Below are 16,058 nucleotides of genomic sequence, written 5' to 3'. Positions count from 1 at the left end.
TCTGATGGGCTGGGAGAAGAAGGATCTGCCAGACACCAACGGCATCAACGGGGCGTCCTTCCATCTTGGCATCGTCGATAACGGGTATGCCAACACGCTCGATCCGTCCCAGAATGGCGCGGGTGAAATCGTGTGGAATCACAACGGCGCGAATGTCGGGGGGCTATCGCTGTGTGGTGCTTCGGGTTGTGGCCTGGATGTCCGGGCTGACGGACTTATGACGACCACACAGCAGCTCAATGCCCAGAGCACGATCGCCATGACTGCGGGAAACCAGCTTCAGTTCATTCCGTCCGATAACAACGGATATTCGTACTGGTATGCGCCGCCGTCTGTTGGCGGATTGACCCTGTCTGCCAGGACGTATCAGGGCGGTGATGCCTCGATTACGGGCTACAACGGAACATTCACTGGTGCAGCGCAGGTTACGGGCGATGTTACGGCTGGAGGTACTGTTCTCGGTAAAGGCGGCGTTAGTGTCGGGAACGGGCAGAGTCTGATTCTTTTTCCGTCCACGACGGGCGATTACTCTTATCTGACAGGAACGTCAGCGACCCAGATTTCTGCAAAAACGTCTGTTGGCGGAGATGCGGATATTAGCGGGCATATGTTCAAAGAGAATCTGGTGACCCCAGCCAGTAGTAGTTCCGCCTGTGAAGCGGGGCAGTTTACCGATGATGCAAACTATCACTACGTCTGTGTTGCAAATAATACGTGGAAGAGGGTTGCGTTAAGTTCTTTTTGATTTAGCTGTTTCGGGATTTATTTGAGACAATGAAGCCTGAAATTGATTTATACCTTGATCTCATAAGGATATTCTTCACGAATTGGGCTGTTCTGGTACATTTATGAGGTCAAAGAATATTCTGTTATTTTCCGAGTGTCTTGCCCGGATATTTTCTGCCTGCAAACGGTTGCGGATCAAGGCAGAGCGCTCCCGATATGTCGTGTAGATGTTCTGGAGGACCTGCATCATTCCGGGCAGGCTCTTGAGTTTCTCCAGTTCCGATAGGAAGGGTGCACGCCGGGGCGCCATCCACTGGTCTTCACCGGAACGCATGTCGTCAGAGATCTGGGACATGAAATTACCAGTCCAGCCATCAACGAAGTTCCGAAGATCCAGTCCCTGCTTTGAAGGGTTGTCGCCGCGATTACGGGATGATTTCCACATCCATTCTTCCGGAGACTTGTAAAAATAATGATAAATCCCGATTTTTTCGAAAATGATGTGGTCCGCAAAAGCCGCGCTGGAGGGGACTCCCGCCGGCGGTGACTGCCATGTATGGGGCGTTCCGTCCGAGAGGCACATTGTTGTTGAATATCGGTATGACGCAACGGGATAATGCGCCTGCGACTGGATGACCTGTGCCGGGCGGAACATTGATTTAACGAGACGGCTGCCTGGATCGCCAATGACGTCATGTCGCACGAAACGCGAGTTCCGCATCGTGAGGGGATCACGGAACAAAGTTTCCTCTCCTTCTGGGAGGGGTTCGGAGGCGACAAACCGCCAGTTCAGCGAGATGGCGTCGACCGGGTGTGTTTCAGTCCAGAGGAGGTAATCCTGAAGGTTTGAAAAACGCTGTGGATCGAGGGCAATGAATTCATCTCCATCCAGCACCTGGACCCAGCTGAAGTCGAGAATGTCGGGGACAATGCTCAGTGCGTGGCCGTAGGCTTTATGCTGGGCAGCTTTTCCCGGTTTTATGGGGTTGTTGACCCAGGTGATGATGCCCTGCTCGGAAAGGGTTCGAAGGATGTCATCAGACTGGTCATCATTATCGTTGCTGTACAGGAAGAACCATTCGATTCCGATTGCACGGTGGTAGGCGATCCATTCGAGCAGATAGATGCCTTCATTGCGGACGCAGGCCAGAATTGCGGGGCCTCGCGTCGGAGTGACTTTGCGGCGCATCGCATGAACACAGGCATGGGCAAAGCTGGCGATGTCCTTATGAAGTCCTGTAACTCCCAGTACGGTTTGGTTCTGGGGGCATTCATAACGTGAGGCCGGTGTGATTTTGCCGTGTGTATCGCGTTGTGAAATCCAGTGCATCAGAAGTGGAATGCCTTCTGCTGCCCATGGATCCTCCGGCATCTGCCGTGCCAGAGTCTCGCAGAGAGCTTTGTCCTGCTGGAGCAGTGTCGCAATTTTCTCCAGGTTGAGCGTCGAGAGAAATGGGAGTGCTGCGTCCAGAAGTTCCGGGGTTCCGAAGATAGTTTCAGCGCGGATGGTTTCCAGAAGCGTGTTTACGGTAATGCCGCGCGCAAACAGATGATCGAGGCGTTCAGCAAGCAGTTCCAGGCGCTGTGTGATTTCGTTGGCTGCCAGAGGCTCCAGTCGGAATAACTCCCATCCTGCAACGCTGCGACGGTTTCCTTCTATGCGAGCATATCCACTCGGCTCTTCTGGAATGATTGCAGACAGATACTGATCGAGGACCGGATGTAAAAAAGCCAGCTGGCTCTGTTCGGAATGATGCTCGAAACGAAGTGGAACGATATGCCCGGAAAGATCCGAAAGGGGGACCCTCAAGGGGACGGGATGTGTCGCCCCCACCAGGAAAACATGTGATGGCATGGAGGGGATAGTGATGGCTACGACCGGGGAGCACAGGACTGTTCGTTCGTGTTCCCCAGGGATCAGGTTGCCCAGTTCTCCATGGTTTTCTTCACTGACGATGGGTGCGTTATGGAAGGTGATTATTTTATAGAATGCCGCCATCGTCGGTCAGGTCCTGTATTTTGAATCTACTTGATCGTTAATTTGCTCTCTTTTTTAGATCAAGAGATAGGTTTTTGGTAGGATCTAAATAGAAATCAGGCTAGGCATGGAGCGTGTGATTTTTGAAAGTAAAGTAAAATATAAAAATAACAATATGTAAAAAATATAAATGCTGTTTGAAAAATTTTTGGCTTTATTTTGTTTTAATTATCGGATTCATTAAATCTTTTTCCTGGAAAATTTCCTTACATTTTCTGGTTGAGGCGATTTTGGTGCGGATCAGGTATAATTTTCCCAAATATCGCCTCATTTATTTTCTCTCCGTTTTTTGTGTGGAAGTGTCCAGACAAGTGTTCAGAAATGCCGTCAGGGCTCGTCCGCGATGGCTCACGGCATTTTTCTCCGCTTCCGACATTTCCGCAAACGTCCGGCTTTCGCCTTCGGGTACGAACATCGGATCGTACCCGTGTCCATGATCGCCCCGTGGCGGCCAGACGACCGTGCCGTGACATTCGCCCTGCACGGTCCGGGTCTCGCCATCCGGCCAGGCTAGGCACAGGGCTGCGACGAAGAATGCCCGCTGATCCGGATTATCGCCCATCTCCCGGTGCACGCGCTCCATCGCGACCTGCATGTCCTTGGTCGGCCCACCCCAGCGCGCGGAATAGACACCCGGACGGTTATCCAGCGCTGAAACGCAGAACCCGGAATCATCCGCCAGCGCAGGCAGTCCGGAGGCCCGGGCTGCGGCCAGCGCCTTGATGGCGGCATTGCCGGTGAAGGTCTCTTCCGTTTCTTCCGGCTCGGGCAGATCCAGTTCTGCGGCCGAGATTACGGTGATTCCGCTTTCGGCCAGCAGGGTGGAGAATTCGCGAAGCTTGCCGGCATTGTGGCTGGCAAGCACGATCTTCGAACCGGGGGAAAGTTTACGCATCATGTAGTCTCCAGCGCCTTGTTCTGGGCTTCGAACAGTCGGGCCGTGCCGAGCTTTGCCAGCCGCAGGAGTTCGAAGAATTCGCTTTCCTGAAACGGCTTGTCCTCGGCCGTTCCCTGAATTTCGATGATGCCACCATCTGCCGTCAGGACGAAATTCGTATCGGCCTGTGCGCTGCTGTCTTCGACATAATCCAGATCCAGCACGGCTCCGGCATCCGTCAGCCCGCAGGAGACCGCCGCGACCTGTGCCGTCAGGGCCTGCGACCGTTTGGCTTTTTTTAGTGCCAGAGAGAGCGCGACCCAGGCGCCCGTAATGGAGGCGCAGCGCGTGCCGCCATCCGCATTCAGCACGTCGCAGTCGAGCGTGATGGTCCGTTCGCCGATCTTTTTCAGGTCCACACAGGCGCGCAGCGAACGTGCGATCAGGCGCTGGATTTCCTGCGTGCGGCCGGACTGTTTACCCTTGGCGGCCTCGCGCTGGCCCCGGCTGTGCGTGGCGCGCGGGAGCATCCCGTATTCCGCCGTAATCCAGCCCTGTCCCTTGTTGCGCAGGAAGGGCGGCACGCGGTCTTCGATCGTGGCCGTGCACAGGACTTCCGTCCCGCCGACGCGGATGAGGGCCGAACCCTCAGCATGGCGGGCAAAGCCCGTTTCGATCGAAACAATGCGGTTTTCGTCCGGCGCACGTCCTGAAGGACGCTTGCCTGCGGTGTCAGTCATGTAAAAAGATCCTGTGGCAGAATATGTGCCGCCTCTACCGCGTTTGACGTGAAGGCATCCAGCCCCGACAGTTGGTTTACCATGATGCGACCACAGCCTCCCCTGTTCCGCCCCTCCATCCCGATGCCCCACGGTCTGGGAGATCGTGAAGCTGCGATCCTGAGGGAAATCGTCGAGGAATATGTCGAAACCGGCGAACCCATTGGCAGCCAAACCCTCGCACAGCGTCTGCAGCCCAGCCTGTCCCCGGCCACCATCCGCAATGTCATGGCGGAACTGGCCCGTGCCGGACTGCTGTTCAGCCCGCATGTCTCGGCCGGGCGACTGCCGACTGAAAAAGGCGTGCGCCTGTTCGTGGATGGTCTGCTCCAGTTCAGTTCTTTGACGGAAGAAGATCGAGCGAGCATCGACAGCCGCCTCGATATCCATGGCCGCTCCTATCAGGACATTCTTTCCGAAGCGTCGTCCCTGCTGTCGGGCCTCTCTTCTGCTGCCGGACTGGTGCTCGCTCCGAAATCGGATGCCACGCTCAAGCATATCGAGTTCGTGGCGCTGGGTCCGGGGCGGGTGCTGGTCATTCTGGTGGGCTCGGACGGGCAGGTGGAGAACCGCATTATTGAGACGCCACCCGGTGTTCCGCCTTCAGCGCTGGTCGAGGCCGGGAACTACCTCAATTCCCGTCTCGGTGATCTGACGCTCGGCAATCTTCGCGAACGGGTCCGGGCGGAAATGGACGCCAGCCGTCACGAACTGGATGCGCTGACCGCGAGCGTGATCGAGAGCGGGTTGGCGACATGGGATGCCGATGGCGGGACGCTGTTCGTGAAAGGGCAGGGGAAGCTGCTGGCCGACATCACGGAGATTGAGCGCCTGACCACCATCCGGATGCTGTTCGATCATCTCGAGACGCAGGAGACCATGCTCCAGCTTCTGCAACTGGCCGATGCGTCCGAAGGTGTGCGGATCTATATCGGACGTGAAAGTGGAATGTTCGGCATGTCGGGCGTGTCCATGATCGTGGCCCCGGCCCGCAACGAGGCCCAGAAGATCGTGGGCGCCATCGGCGTGATCGGCCCGACCCGTCTGAACTACGGGCGGATCGTGCCGGTCGTGGACTACACCGCGCGGATGGTCGGGCGTCTGCTTGGCTGATGAAACGCGGAAATTCTGCCTGTCCCAGACCTGCATCTTTGTCACGAAATGACCCTTTTAGACGGGGGCGACGGCGGATGCGGAACAATGCTATGCAGAAGTCATGACGCGACGTTCCTTCCGCTCCCGTAATCCCCAGGACTCTGGCAATCCACAGGGTCCTGGCGCCACGCCGCCCCGTCCTCCCCGTTTCCGCCGCTACCGGCAGTCCCTGGCGATTATCGCCGGTGTAGGGCTGGTGGGGATCGCCGGGGCAGGGGTTCTGGGCTGGACGACCTATGCCAAGCTGGTGGCGGATCTGCCCAGCGTGGACAGCCTGCGCGCCTATCAGCCGCCGACCGTCAGCCGCATTTATGCTTCCGATGACCGTCTGATGGCGGAACTGGCGAACGAGCGCCGGATTTTCGTGCCGATCAACGCGATCCCCGAGCGCGTGAAGAACGCCTTCATCGCGACCGAAGACCATAATTTCTACACCCATGGCGGTGTGGATTTCATGGCGATCGGCCGTGCGGGCCTGACGGATATCTTTGCGCGTCATGGCCGCCGTCCGCTGGGGGCCTCGACCATTACCCAGCAGGTCGCGAAGGTCATGCTGCTCAACAGCAATGTTCTGAGCTTTGATCGCAAGATCAAAGAAGCCCTGCTCGCCATGAAAATGGAGCAGGTGCTGTCCAAGGACAAGATTCTCGAAATCTATCTGAACGGCATCTATCTGGGGAACGGCGCCTATGGTGTCGCGGCGGCCGCGCAGAGCTATTTCAACAAGCCGCTCGACCAGCTTGACGACGCCGAGGCCGCTTCACTGGCCGCCCTTCCCAAGTCGCCCACGAACTACAATCCGTTCCTTCATCCGCAGGCCGCGATGGCGCGGCGTAACCTTGTGCTGGACCTGATGGTTGAGGCTGGTGTGCTGACACGCCAGCAGGCTGATCAGGAAAAGCAGGAGCCGCTGGTCCCGCAGCAGAAGCAGCGTTTCGGGCCTCTGCCTGATTCTGAATGGTTTGGTGAGGAAGTCCGCCGTCAGCTCATCGCCCAGTACGGGCAGGAGCGGGCGGCGCAGGGCGGCCTGGAAGTTCATACCAGCCTCGACCAGAGCCTTCAGGTCACCGAGACGCGCCTTCTGCATGAAGGCCTGATGAACTACGACCGCGTTCACAGCGGCTGGCGGGGGCCTTTGCGCAACCTGCCGGACATTCAGGATGATGGCTGGGAAAGTGTTCTCGATCACGTCACGCCTCCGGGCGGTATGCTGCGTGAGTGGCGTCTGGCCGTCGTGCTGCCTGGGGCGACGCATGTGGGCTGGATCGAGGAAGGTACGGCCCGCAAGGGCGCACTTCTTGCGACGGATATTGCCTGGGCGCGCCGGATGCATCCGCTTCGGGTCGGTGACGTCATCATGATCGAACCGCAGGAAGGCGGCTCCGCAGCGCTGCGCCAGATCCCGCAGGTCGAAGGTGCCGCTGTCACGCTGGACGTCCACACGGGTCGCGTTCTGGCGATGGTTGGCGGCTGGTCGTTCCATGAAAGTCAGTTCAACCGTGTGACGCAGGCCCTGCGTCAGCCCGGATCGTCCTTCAAGCCGTTCGTCTATCTGGCTGCCATGGAAAAGGGGATCTCCCCCTCCGAGCGCTTCGACGATTCGCCTGTTTCCTATGGTGACTGGCACCCCCAGAACTACGAGCACGATAACTGGGGCCCCACCACGCTGCATGACGCGCTGCGTGAAAGCCGTAACCTCGTTACGATCCGCGTGGCTGCCCATCTCGGCATGAAGGCCGTCGCCGATACGGCTATCCGGGCCGGGTTGGTGGCACAGATGCCCCATGTGCTGCCTGCAGCCCTCGGCGCCGTCGAGACGACCGTCATGCGCGAGGCTGCGGCCTACGCCACGATCGCCAATGGCGGCCATATCGTCACACCGACCCTCGTGGACGACATCCAGGACCGTGCAGGCACTGTCCTGTGGCAGGCGGGTGGCCTGAAGCTCGGTACCGCCATGCAGGCGCCCCCTGCCGAACAGCCGGCTCCCACGGATGGCACGACGCCGCCCGCCCCTGCGACAGCTCCCCCAACTCCTTCCGCAACGCCGACGGTTCCCCCGCCGGGCAGTGTGCCTGTTCCGGCCCTGACGGATGTGCGGCCGGTTCTCGCCAGCGAGCAGAGCACGTTCCAGATCGTGAAGATGATGCAGGACGTGATCGCCCGCGGGACTGGTCGTATGGCAGGTGTTGGCATTGACCGTCCTATTGCGGGCAAGACGGGTACCAGTCAGGATTTCCATGACGCCTGGTTCGCCGGCTTCTCGCCCGATATCGTCACGGTTGTCTGGGTCGGTTTCGACACGCCCCAGACGCTGGGCCGCAATTCGGATGGTGGTCGTGTTGCCGGACCGATCTGGAACAAGATCATGAAGGTGGCACTTTCCAGCCGTCCGAAGCTGGATTTCCGGGTGCCTGACGGCATCACGCTGGCCAGCTACGACACGGGACGCATCTCCGCGGTGGATGGCTTCAAGACCGATCAGGTTCCGGGCGCTTCCGTTGAACTGCATGGCTTCGGCGCAGGCACGGAAGCCCTGACTGCCGCCGATACGGGCGCGGACAGCGTAATTTCCGATTCCGAAAGCGATATGGCCCAGACAGCCGGCCAGGGTGGGGGAATGGCTGGAACTGCCCCCGGAAGCGGCACGGCCGCAGCTCCGGGGCAGGCCCAGAAACCTGCTCCGTCTGATGGTGACATCGGCGTGGGTGGCCTATACTAAGACGCACCAGAACAGACCGAATGGGGCGGTGACAGGCCGCCCTTTCAGTGGAGGACATTATGTCGGCCGAAACCGAGGCCCTTTCAGAGCAGATCAAGCAGTCGGTGGCACTGCTGAGGAGGCATCTTTGACTGGGATGTCGCAACAACACGTCTCGCGGAACTGAACCACCGCGTTGAAGATCCCGACCTGTGGAATGACGCGGACGCTGCTCAGAAGCTGATGCGCGAGCGGACAACGCTGGCGAACCAGATCGAAGGTGTCCAGCGGATCGAATCCGAGGTCGAAGGTACGCTCGAACTGGTCGAACTGGCGGAAATGGAAGGAGACGAAAGTCTCGTCCAGGACGCCGTGCAGACCCTGCGCGCCATTGCCGAGGACGTTCGCAAGCGCGAAATCGAAAGTCTGCTCTCGGGCGAAGCGGACAGCAATGACTGCTACGTCGAGGTAAATGCGGGCGCCGGTGGCACGGAAGCCCAGGACTGGGCCGAGATGCTCCTGCGCATGTATACGCGCTGGGCCGAGCAGCATGGCTATAAGGTCACCTTCATCGAAGGCAGCGAAGGCGAGCAGGCCGGCATCAAGTCCGCCACCATCCAGGTGAGCGGCCCCAATGCCTATGGCTGGCTCAAGACCGAGGCGGGCGTGCACCGTCTGGTCCGGATCTCACCCTTCGATGCGGCAGCCCGTCGCCAGACGTCGTTTGCGTCCGTCTGGGTCTATCCGGTCGTCGATGACTCGATCGAGATCGACATCAACGATTCGGACCTGCGTGTCGATACGTTCCGAGCGTCCGGTGCGGGTGGACAGCACGTCAACAAGACGGATTCGGCGATCCGGATCACCCATATCCCCACAGGGATCGTGGTGGCCTGTCAGACGGACCGGTCGCAGCACCGCAACCGTGCCAAAGCCATGGAAATGCTGCGGGCCCGCATGTACGAGGCGGAGCTCCAGAAGCGTGAGGCGGCGGCTGCCCAGACGGAAGCCTCAAAGACCGATATCGGCTGGGGCCACCAGATCCGTTCCTACGTTCTGGCGCCTTACCAGCTGGTCAAGGATCTACGGACGGGGGTGGAGAAGGGGAACCCGGGCGCCGTGCTCGATGGTGCCCTGGACGACTTCATGTCGGCCTCTCTGGCCCAGAGTGTGGGAGCGACCCGCTCCGAAGCCAGCGCCTCCGCCCAGTAGGGCAGAAAGAGGGACTGCAATCAGGGTCCTGCAGGGTGCCGGAACGGAAAAACCGTTCTGACACCCTGTTTTTTTATGAAATCTGTCACAATAGGCAGAGAGAAATTGCGTTACGGTGATTCTCTGCGATATTTTTGGTCATACGACGACAGCCAGAACCGAAGAATATGTCGTCATTATGAAAAAATCGTTTCGATAAAGGCAATAACCCGCTTGACAGCAGGGGGGTTAGACTGCCCAATCAGCATATCGGGTATGTTCTCAAAGCATGTGACGCATTTTATGGGTCTGCGGTGAGGGAACCCGATGGAAACACAGAAATCGGGGGCACCCCACCCGGCAGATGTGGATCAACGCCGGTGTCAGTGAGGGGTAAGAAGGTTTCGACATGAAGAGCTACGCCGCACAGCAGCGCAAGCCGACAGACTACATTGTCGCGATCGTCGTGGCCGTGCTGGCTATGGGCGCCGTGATCTATGCGCTCATGAGCGGTGCCGTGAGCAAGCTGGTCCAGGAAAAGCCGCCTATCAAGACGGAAGTCATCAAGGAACAGCCCAAGCCGCCACCGCCGCCACCGCCGCCGCCGCCGCCGCAGATGGAACAGCCGCCACCGCCGTACATTCCGCCGCCGAAGATCAGCGTTCCGCCGCCGCCGAAAGCGGTCCAGCGGGTCACGCATGTCAAGCCGCCGCATCCGGTGCCGCCCAGCCCAACTCCGTCGCCAGAGCCCGTTCCGGCTCCGCCGCAGGGTCCGCCGGCTGACGCAGTTCCCGATCATTCGGCTGGTGCACGACCGATCAACGGCGCACAGGCAGTCTATCCGGACGAAGCCATGGAAGAAAATCGCGAAGGTCATGTGACCGCATCGTGTGACATTCTTCCGACAGGCAAGACGGCGAACTGCACCATTGTGAGCTCAAGCGGTGGACACGAGTTCGTGGAAAGTGCGCTCGACTTCCTTCGTCGGGCCCGTTACCAGCCCGCCGTCGTGAACGGCGCTCCGGTAACAGAGCATCATCACGTGCTGCACATCGACTTTACGATGGGCGACGACTGATCTTTCGATTGCCGTCAAACAGAATTGCCCTGTCAGGTTCTCCAAGCCTGGCAGGGCTCAGAAAAGGGCCGGTCTCCATATGGCCGACAACCCAGAAAGCTCCGAAAATGGGCATCTCTAACGAGGATATGGAGTTCATGACCAGACTGTTCCGCCTTCCTGCCCTTGCCGTTCCGACGAAGGCGCGTGCCGTCCGGGCCAGCGCACTGGCTCTGACGCTGGCCCTGGCTTCCGGTGCCGTTGCACCGGCCGTCGCTTTCGCCCAGCCGACTCCGGCCGACCAGAGTGCTCCCGCAGCGGCTCCGGTGGATCCCTCTTCCAACCCGGCTGCCCCGACGACGTCCGCCGATCCGGCCGGTGCTCCGGCTGCAGCCGCCCCTAACGATGCCGGCGCTCCGGCAGGAGCCGCTCCTTCCGACAGCGCAGCTCCGGCAACGGCTCCGGCCGATGAATCTCCTGCCGCGGCCGCAACGCCGGGCGAGAGCGCAACCGCAACGCCGGAAGCTCCTGCTCCGCAGGGCAACCCGTATGGCCTTGGCGCCCTGTGGGCCAATGGTGACGCGATTGCCCGTGGCGTTCTGATCATCATGGTCATCATGTCCGCTGGTACCTGGATCATCATGGTCATGAAGTTCCTGGAGCAGGGCCGTCTGTTCGCGGCATCCAAGGAAGCTGCCCGTGAGTTCTGGACCAAGCCGTCCGTTCACGACGGTGCTGCTGCCCTGAAGCCGTCTTCCCCGTTCCGTTACATTGCCGAGACGGGCATCGTGGCTGCAGAGCACCACGAAGGCTCCATGCGTGACTCGATCGATCTGCCGTCCTGGACCGAAATGTCCATCTCGCGCGCGGTCGACACCATCAACACCCGTATGCAGGGCGGCCTCGCCTTCCTTGGTACGGTGGGTTCCACGTCTCCGTTCGTCGGTCTGTTCGGTACGGTCTGGGGTATCTATCACGCCCTGACGGCCATCGGCATCTCCGGCCAGGCGTCCATCGACAAGGTTGCCGGTCCGGTTGGTGAGTCCCTCATCATGACGGCCATCGGTCTTGCGACCGCTGTTCCGGCCGTGCTGGGTTACAACCTGCTCGTCCGCCGCAACAAGGGTGCCATGGATCGCGTCCGCAACTTCGCTGCCGACATCCAGTCCGTTCTGATCGGTGGCTTCCGTCACGGCGTCAGCCCGGAGCAGGGCAGCATGTCCGTTCCGACCACCATCACCACCAGCGAGCGGGTCTGATACCATGGGAATGAACGTCGGAGGAGGCGGCGGTGACGACGAGGTGGTGTCGGCAATCAACACCACCCCCCTCGTCGACGTCATGCTGGTGCTGCTGATCATCTTTCTGATCACCATCCCCGTCGCCACGCATACGGTGAAGGTCAAGCTGCCGGTTGATGCCAATCAGCCGACACAGACCAAGCCGGGTAACGTTGTCCTGGCCGTGAATGCGAACGGTCAGGTGTTCTGGGACACTACACTCGTCCCGAACCACACCGAACTTCTGAACCGCCTCGTCGAGGCGGCAAAGAAAAAGCCGCAGCCGCAGATCCAGATCCGCGGTGACCAGGCTGCCAAGTATCTGGCAGTCGGCCAGGTGGTTGCAACCTGCCAGGAAGCAGGGATCGCCCACGTGGACTTCATTACCGAGCAGCCTCACTCGAACTGAGGTCGTGTCGGGTCGTTTTGAACGAAACGGCCCGTTCCTGCTTTCACGTCACCCTTTTGGAGAACCGCCGTCATGGGCATGAGCGTCGGATCTGACAGCACGCACGAAGACGAAGGCATTGTCGATATCAACACCACGCCGTTGATCGACGTGATGCTGGTGCTGCTGATCATGCTGATCATCACCATCCCGCTTCAGACACACTCGGTGGCGATCGATCTGCCTCAGGGCAATCCTCCCCCATCGACCGAACAACCCAAGCTCGTGACCGTCAGCATCGGCTACGACAACAGCATTTCCTGGAACAACGAGCCGATCACGTCCGAGGCCGCTCTTCAGGCCCATTTCGAAGCTGCCGCAGCAATGCCGGACCAGCCTGAAATGCATATCCATCCCGATCGTCTTGCCGACTACAAGACGGTGGCCCATGTTATGGCAGATGCACAGCGTCTCGGCATGACCAAGCTGGGGATTGTCGGTCTGGATCAGTTCATGGAAGGACAGTAATTCGTGTCTTTGTCCCTTTACCGCCGTCTGAGCGCCCGTAATCTCCTGCTGGCCGGTGTTTTCGGTATCGCCGCTCTTGCCGGCTCTGCTCATGCTGACGATGTCCTCGGCCAGGCCGTGGGCAAGGATCTGCAGCAGGCCCAGAGCGCCCTGGCATCCAAGAATTATGCCAAGGCGATGGAAGCCGTCGACGCCGCGGACGCGGTCAAGGGCAAGACTGATTACGAAGCCTACACCACGGCCCAGATGCGTGCGGCCATCGCCGCGCAGTCCGGTAACACGGATGCTGCCATCAAGGCCTATGATGTCCTGATCAACAGCTCCCGTACGCCGAAGGCTGCCAAGGGCCAGATGCTGATGGCGCAGGCCACGATGGCCTACAGCGCCAAGCAGTACGCCCGCGCCATTCCGGCGACCGAGCGTTATCTGAAGGAATATGGCGCCGATCCGCGCATGCAGACGATGCTGATCCAGTGCTACTACCTGCAGCAGGACTGGAAAGGCACAGCCAAGGCGGCTCAGGAGCAGGTGGACGCCACGATCAAGGCTGGCAAGATTCCACCTGAGAACCAGCTCCAGATGCTGGCCACGGCCTATACGAACCTGAAGGACGCGGATGCGAAGACGCATGCCTATGTCCTGCTGGCCAAGTATTATTCCAAGCCTGACTACTGGTCGATGCTGATCCACGATCTGGTGGCCAATCCGAACCTTTCGCCGCCGCTGGTTTTCTATGTTGAGCGCCTCCGTTTGGCGACCGGTGTGCTCAAGGATCCGTCCGATTATCAGGATATGGGTGAGCGGGCGGTCCAGATGGGTCTGCCCCAGCTGGCACTCAACCTGCTGAACCAGGGTTATGCCAATCATTCGCTCGGCAATGGTCCGACCGCAGCAGCTGACGCGAAGTTCCACGCCTTTGTGGCCCAGCAGGCCGCAACGAACCGGAGCCAGCTGGCCTCTGCCGTCACGCAGGCCGCTTCTGCTCCGAATGCAGGCCCGGCTCTGACCGCTGGTTACAATCAGGTGCTGAACGGGCAGGTCGATGCCGGTCTGGCTCTGATGAAGACGGGCCTGGGCAAGAACCCGCGTTATCCGGATCTGGCGCAGGTCGAATACGGCATGGCGCAGATGGACGGTGGCCAGAAGGCTGAAGCCATCAAGACTTTTGCTTCCGTGCAGGGCAATGGCCCGGCCAAGGATGTTGCTGAACTCTGGTCGCTGCTGCTGTCGCGTCCCGCGAAGTAAGATGTTCGTCTTGGAAGTATAAAAAAGTCGGGGTTCTGCCCCGGCTTTTTTTATGTTCAGAACGGCAGGATCGCGTCCATGACCTGCTGGCCATAGCGGGGCGTCTGAAGCTGTGTGAGCGTCCCGCGGCCGCCATAGGAAATCCGGGCTTCCGCCATCCGGTCATGCGTCACGGTATTGTCGGCCGTGATATCCTGTGGCCGGACGATGCCGCTGACTCCCAGTTCACGCAACTCGCTGTTCACCCGGACTTCCTGCTTTCCCATCACGACGAAATTGCCGTTGGGCAGCACCTGGGTGATCGTTCCTGCCAGACGCAGGGTCACGGTCTCGTTGCGGGTGATCTTGCCGGTTGCGCCGGAATCGCTGCTGCTGGCAGTGCTCAGGCTGTCCGCTCCAGTGATGGCGCTGATGACCTTGCCCTTGATCCCGAACAGATTGGGAATGCCGAATTTCTCGTCAGCGGTGCGGTCGGCAGTTGTTCCGTTGTTGAAGGCGGCGTTGTCGGTGATATCCACGATGATCGTGACCAGATCACCCACCTGCGACGCCCGCTGATCCTTGAAGAACGCCTTGCTGCCCGAACGCCAGAGGCTCGCGGCTTCGTCGGGGGGCGCCTGAAGCGGTGGCATCGGCATGGTGACGGGCCGGTAGGAATTGGCCAGCGTGGGATCCGTAATGGATGTCATGCGGGGAGGCCGTCCGATCTCCGACATCTGCGCGAGGGAATTACAGGCTGACAGGACCGGCAAAAGCCCGAGCAGCCCCAGAGTGCGAACAGAATGTCGAAAAGCGTGCCGCATGGGAAAGTTGAGATCCGTCAGTTCCGTATGATCCCAAGCAAACACGACAACGGTAAAAAACCTGTTAAGACGCCGTCATTCCAGCGCATTGAAAAGAGTCGGTCTTCGCCTACATCTGGGCGGGAAGACTGTTTGCGCGTGACGGCTCCCGCTTGGCCCTTGCCCTGTCGGGGGATGTGGCCGAAAACAGCATGGCGTGGGCCGACATTCCTGATGGCCCGGGCCCATTCTGTCTGGAGAATGTCCCATGCCAATCGTTTCAGCTTCTTTCCCTGCGGACAGTTTTTCCGCATTCCGGTCCTGAAATGGGACTGCGGATTCTGCTGACCGGCGGGCAGGGATTCGTCGGGCAGCATCTCAAGGCGCGCCTCAAAGACCGCATTCCCGGTCACGTCCTGCTTGAAGACCCGATGGACATCCGGGACCGCGCCGCCGTCGAACGGTTCGTGAAAGACGAAAAGCCCGACGCCTGTCTGCATCTGGCCGCCGTGTCTTCGGTTGCCCGCGCGAAAGCGGAAAATGCTGAGGCCTGGACTGTCAATCTCGATGGAACGCTCATCCTTGCCGAAACCTTCGAGACCCACGCTCCCCAGGCCAGTTTCGTGTTTGTCTCGACAGCCGAGATTTACGGCGCCAGCTTTTCCTCGGGGCAGCCGCTCGACGAGTCCGCTGTCATCGCGCCGGTTAATGCTTATGCGTCCAGCAAGGCCGCAGCGGATCTGGCGATTGGAAACCTGAGTCAGGAAGGGCTGCATGGTCTGCGTCTGCGTTCCTTCACCCAAGCTGGAACCGCGCAGGATGAGGAAGCCATTCTGCCGTTTCTCGCGGCACACGTCGCCCGGATCGAGGCAGGACAGCAGGCCCCGGTCATTACCGTTGGTCATCCGGATGCCGGTTTTGACATAACCGACGTTCGCGATGCCTGTGACGCCTACATTGATGCGCTCGCTCTTCCCCAGCCTCTGCCAAATGGAACGGCGCTGAACATCTGTTCAGGCGTGACCCGGAGCGTGCGCTCCATGGCGCATGATCTGCTGGAAGTCGCCGGGATTTCCGCATCTCTTGAGGTCGATGCCACGATCCCCTGTCCGTCCGGCCTGCCGTCCATGCGAGGCAATCCCGCTGCCGCCCGTCAGGCACTGGGCTGGGCGCCGCGTATTCCGTGGCATGAGACCCTGATCACCGTTCTCAATGACTGGCGTTACCGGATCAGGCCGTAAGGCCCTGCTCGCGGGATCGTCAGATGCTGGACAGCGCCTGAGCGCGTTGTCATTCTTTCCGCAGAACCGG

The 16,058-nt window shown here is 59.8% G+C and carries 13 protein-coding genes and 1 pseudogene; 10 read left to right on the top strand and 4 right to left on the bottom strand.

From position 1 onward, the window contains the following. Positions 1-745 (top strand): annotated as a pseudogene (locus GOX01_RS09700) (hypothetical protein); the annotation flags it as partial. 75 nt (positions 746-820) lie between these two features. On the opposite strand, the gene GOX01_RS09695 reads toward GOX01_RS09700, so the two are convergent. From GOX01_RS09695 to rph, 3 genes are all read right to left on the bottom strand, one after another. Next, positions 821-2,725 carry a glycosyltransferase family 2 protein gene (locus GOX01_RS09695; RefSeq protein WP_174787484.1) on the bottom strand — a complete coding sequence of 635 codons (1,905 nt, stop codon included), beginning with the start codon at positions 2,723-2,725 and terminating at the stop codon, positions 821-823. A 310-nt stretch (positions 2,726-3,035) separates the two neighbouring features. Further along, positions 3,036-3,659, bottom strand: coding sequence for an RdgB/HAM1 family non-canonical purine NTP pyrophosphatase (rdgB, locus tag GOX01_RS09690; RefSeq protein WP_034954260.1), 624 nt, complete (start codon positions 3,657-3,659; stop codon positions 3,036-3,038). After that, complete coding sequence (gene rph, locus GOX01_RS09685; RefSeq protein ID WP_011252835.1) at positions 3,659-4,381, bottom strand: ribonuclease PH; 723 nt, start codon at positions 4,379-4,381, stop codon at positions 3,659-3,661. The genes rdgB and rph overlap by 1 nt, the downstream gene beginning before the upstream one ends. Positions 4,382-4,462: 81 nt before the next feature. Here rph and hrcA point away from each other — a divergent pair, with 81 nt between their 5' ends. The 8 genes from hrcA to GOX01_RS09645 all read left to right on the top strand — a co-directional run bounded on the left by hrcA (position 4,463) and on the right by GOX01_RS09645 (position 13,965). Next, on the top strand, positions 4,463-5,533 hold the full coding sequence (gene hrcA, locus GOX01_RS09680) for a heat-inducible transcriptional repressor HrcA (RefSeq protein ID WP_011252836.1): 1,071 nt from the start codon (positions 4,463-4,465) through the stop codon (positions 5,531-5,533). A gap of 103 nt (positions 5,534-5,636) precedes the next feature. Then, complete coding sequence (locus GOX01_RS09675) at positions 5,637-8,297, top strand: penicillin-binding protein 1A (protein ID WP_011252837.1); 2,661 nt, start codon at positions 5,637-5,639, stop codon at positions 8,295-8,297. A gap of 59 nt (positions 8,298-8,356) precedes the next feature. After that, positions 8,357-9,488, top strand: a protein-coding gene (gene prfB, locus GOX01_RS09670) for a peptide chain release factor 2 (RefSeq protein ID WP_098049516.1) whose coding sequence is annotated in 2 segments (ribosomal slippage) — positions 8,357-8,425 and positions 8,427-9,488 — 1,131 coding nt in all. Because the reading frame shifts where the segments join, the coding sequence is not laid out codon by codon here. 388 nt (positions 9,489-9,876) lie between these two features. Next, the gene (locus GOX01_RS13315; protein WP_011252839.1) at positions 9,877-10,545 is read left to right on the top strand and encodes an energy transducer TonB; all 669 of its coding nucleotides are present in this window, start codon (positions 9,877-9,879) and stop codon (positions 10,543-10,545) included. A gap of 137 nt (positions 10,546-10,682) precedes the next feature. After that, positions 10,683-11,783, top strand: a complete 1,101-nt coding sequence (locus GOX01_RS09660; protein WP_081107049.1) for a MotA/TolQ/ExbB proton channel family protein — start codon at positions 10,683-10,685, stop codon at positions 11,781-11,783. A 4-nt stretch (positions 11,784-11,787) separates the two neighbouring features. After that, positions 11,788-12,213, top strand: coding sequence for an ExbD/TolR family protein (locus GOX01_RS09655; protein ID WP_011252841.1), 426 nt, complete (start codon positions 11,788-11,790; stop codon positions 12,211-12,213). Between the two features lie 72 nt (positions 12,214-12,285). Next, the gene (locus GOX01_RS09650) at positions 12,286-12,720 is read left to right on the top strand and encodes an ExbD/TolR family protein (RefSeq protein ID WP_011252842.1); all 435 of its coding nucleotides are present in this window, start codon (positions 12,286-12,288) and stop codon (positions 12,718-12,720) included. A gap of 3 nt (positions 12,721-12,723) precedes the next feature. Then, complete coding sequence (locus tag GOX01_RS09645; protein WP_011252843.1) at positions 12,724-13,965, top strand: tetratricopeptide repeat protein; 1,242 nt, start codon at positions 12,724-12,726, stop codon at positions 13,963-13,965. A 56-nt stretch (positions 13,966-14,021) separates the two neighbouring features. On the opposite strand, the gene flgH is transcribed toward GOX01_RS09645, so the two are convergent. Next, positions 14,022-14,768, bottom strand: a complete 747-nt coding sequence (gene flgH, locus GOX01_RS09640; RefSeq protein WP_011252844.1) for a flagellar basal body L-ring protein FlgH — start codon at positions 14,766-14,768, stop codon at positions 14,022-14,024. 305 nt (positions 14,769-15,073) lie between these two features. Between flgH and GOX01_RS09635 the strand changes: the two genes are divergently transcribed. Further along, positions 15,074-15,988: an NAD-dependent epimerase/dehydratase family protein gene (locus GOX01_RS09635; protein WP_228119289.1), complete on the top strand. Its 915-nt coding sequence runs from the start codon at positions 15,074-15,076 to the stop codon at positions 15,986-15,988. The last annotated feature ends 70 nt before the right edge of the window (positions 15,989-16,058 follow it).

This window comes from Gluconobacter oxydans (genome assembly GCF_006539685.1).
In the GTDB taxonomy this organism is placed as follows: domain Bacteria; phylum Pseudomonadota; class Alphaproteobacteria; order Acetobacterales; family Acetobacteraceae; genus Gluconobacter; species Gluconobacter oxydans.
Note: the sequence above shows the minus strand (reverse complement) of the source record. Positions and strands in the feature narration are given on the sequence as shown.

Excerpts from the sequence above, each read along its gene's own strand:
- GOX01_RS09660 (WP_081107049.1), top strand. The coding sequence starts at position 10,683 with ATGACCAGACTGTTCCGCCTTCCTGCCCTTGCCGTTCCGACGAAGGCG.
- GOX01_RS09675 (WP_011252837.1), top strand. The coding sequence starts at position 5,637 with ATGACGCGACGTTCCTTCCGCTCCCGTAATCCCCAGGACTCTGGCAAT.
- rdgB (WP_034954260.1), bottom strand. The coding sequence starts at position 3,659 with ATGCGTAAACTTTCCCCCGGTTCGAAGATCGTGCTTGCCAGCCACAAT.
- GOX01_RS09635 (WP_228119289.1), top strand. The coding sequence starts at position 15,074 with ATGGGACTGCGGATTCTGCTGACCGGCGGGCAGGGATTCGTCGGGCAG.
- GOX01_RS09655 (WP_011252841.1), top strand. The coding sequence starts at position 11,788 with ATGGGAATGAACGTCGGAGGAGGCGGCGGTGACGACGAGGTGGTGTCG.
- GOX01_RS09650 (WP_011252842.1), top strand. The coding sequence starts at position 12,286 with ATGGGCATGAGCGTCGGATCTGACAGCACGCACGAAGACGAAGGCATT.
- hrcA (WP_011252836.1), top strand. The coding sequence starts at position 4,463 with ATGATGCGACCACAGCCTCCCCTGTTCCGCCCCTCCATCCCGATGCCC.
- GOX01_RS13315 (WP_011252839.1), top strand. The coding sequence starts at position 9,877 with ATGAAGAGCTACGCCGCACAGCAGCGCAAGCCGACAGACTACATTGTC.
- GOX01_RS09695 (WP_174787484.1), bottom strand. The coding sequence starts at position 2,725 with ATGGCGGCATTCTATAAAATAATCACCTTCCATAACGCACCCATCGTC.
- flgH (WP_011252844.1), bottom strand. The coding sequence starts at position 14,768 with ATGCGGCACGCTTTTCGACATTCTGTTCGCACTCTGGGGCTGCTCGGG.
- rph (WP_011252835.1), bottom strand. The coding sequence starts at position 4,381 with ATGACTGACACCGCAGGCAAGCGTCCTTCAGGACGTGCGCCGGACGAA.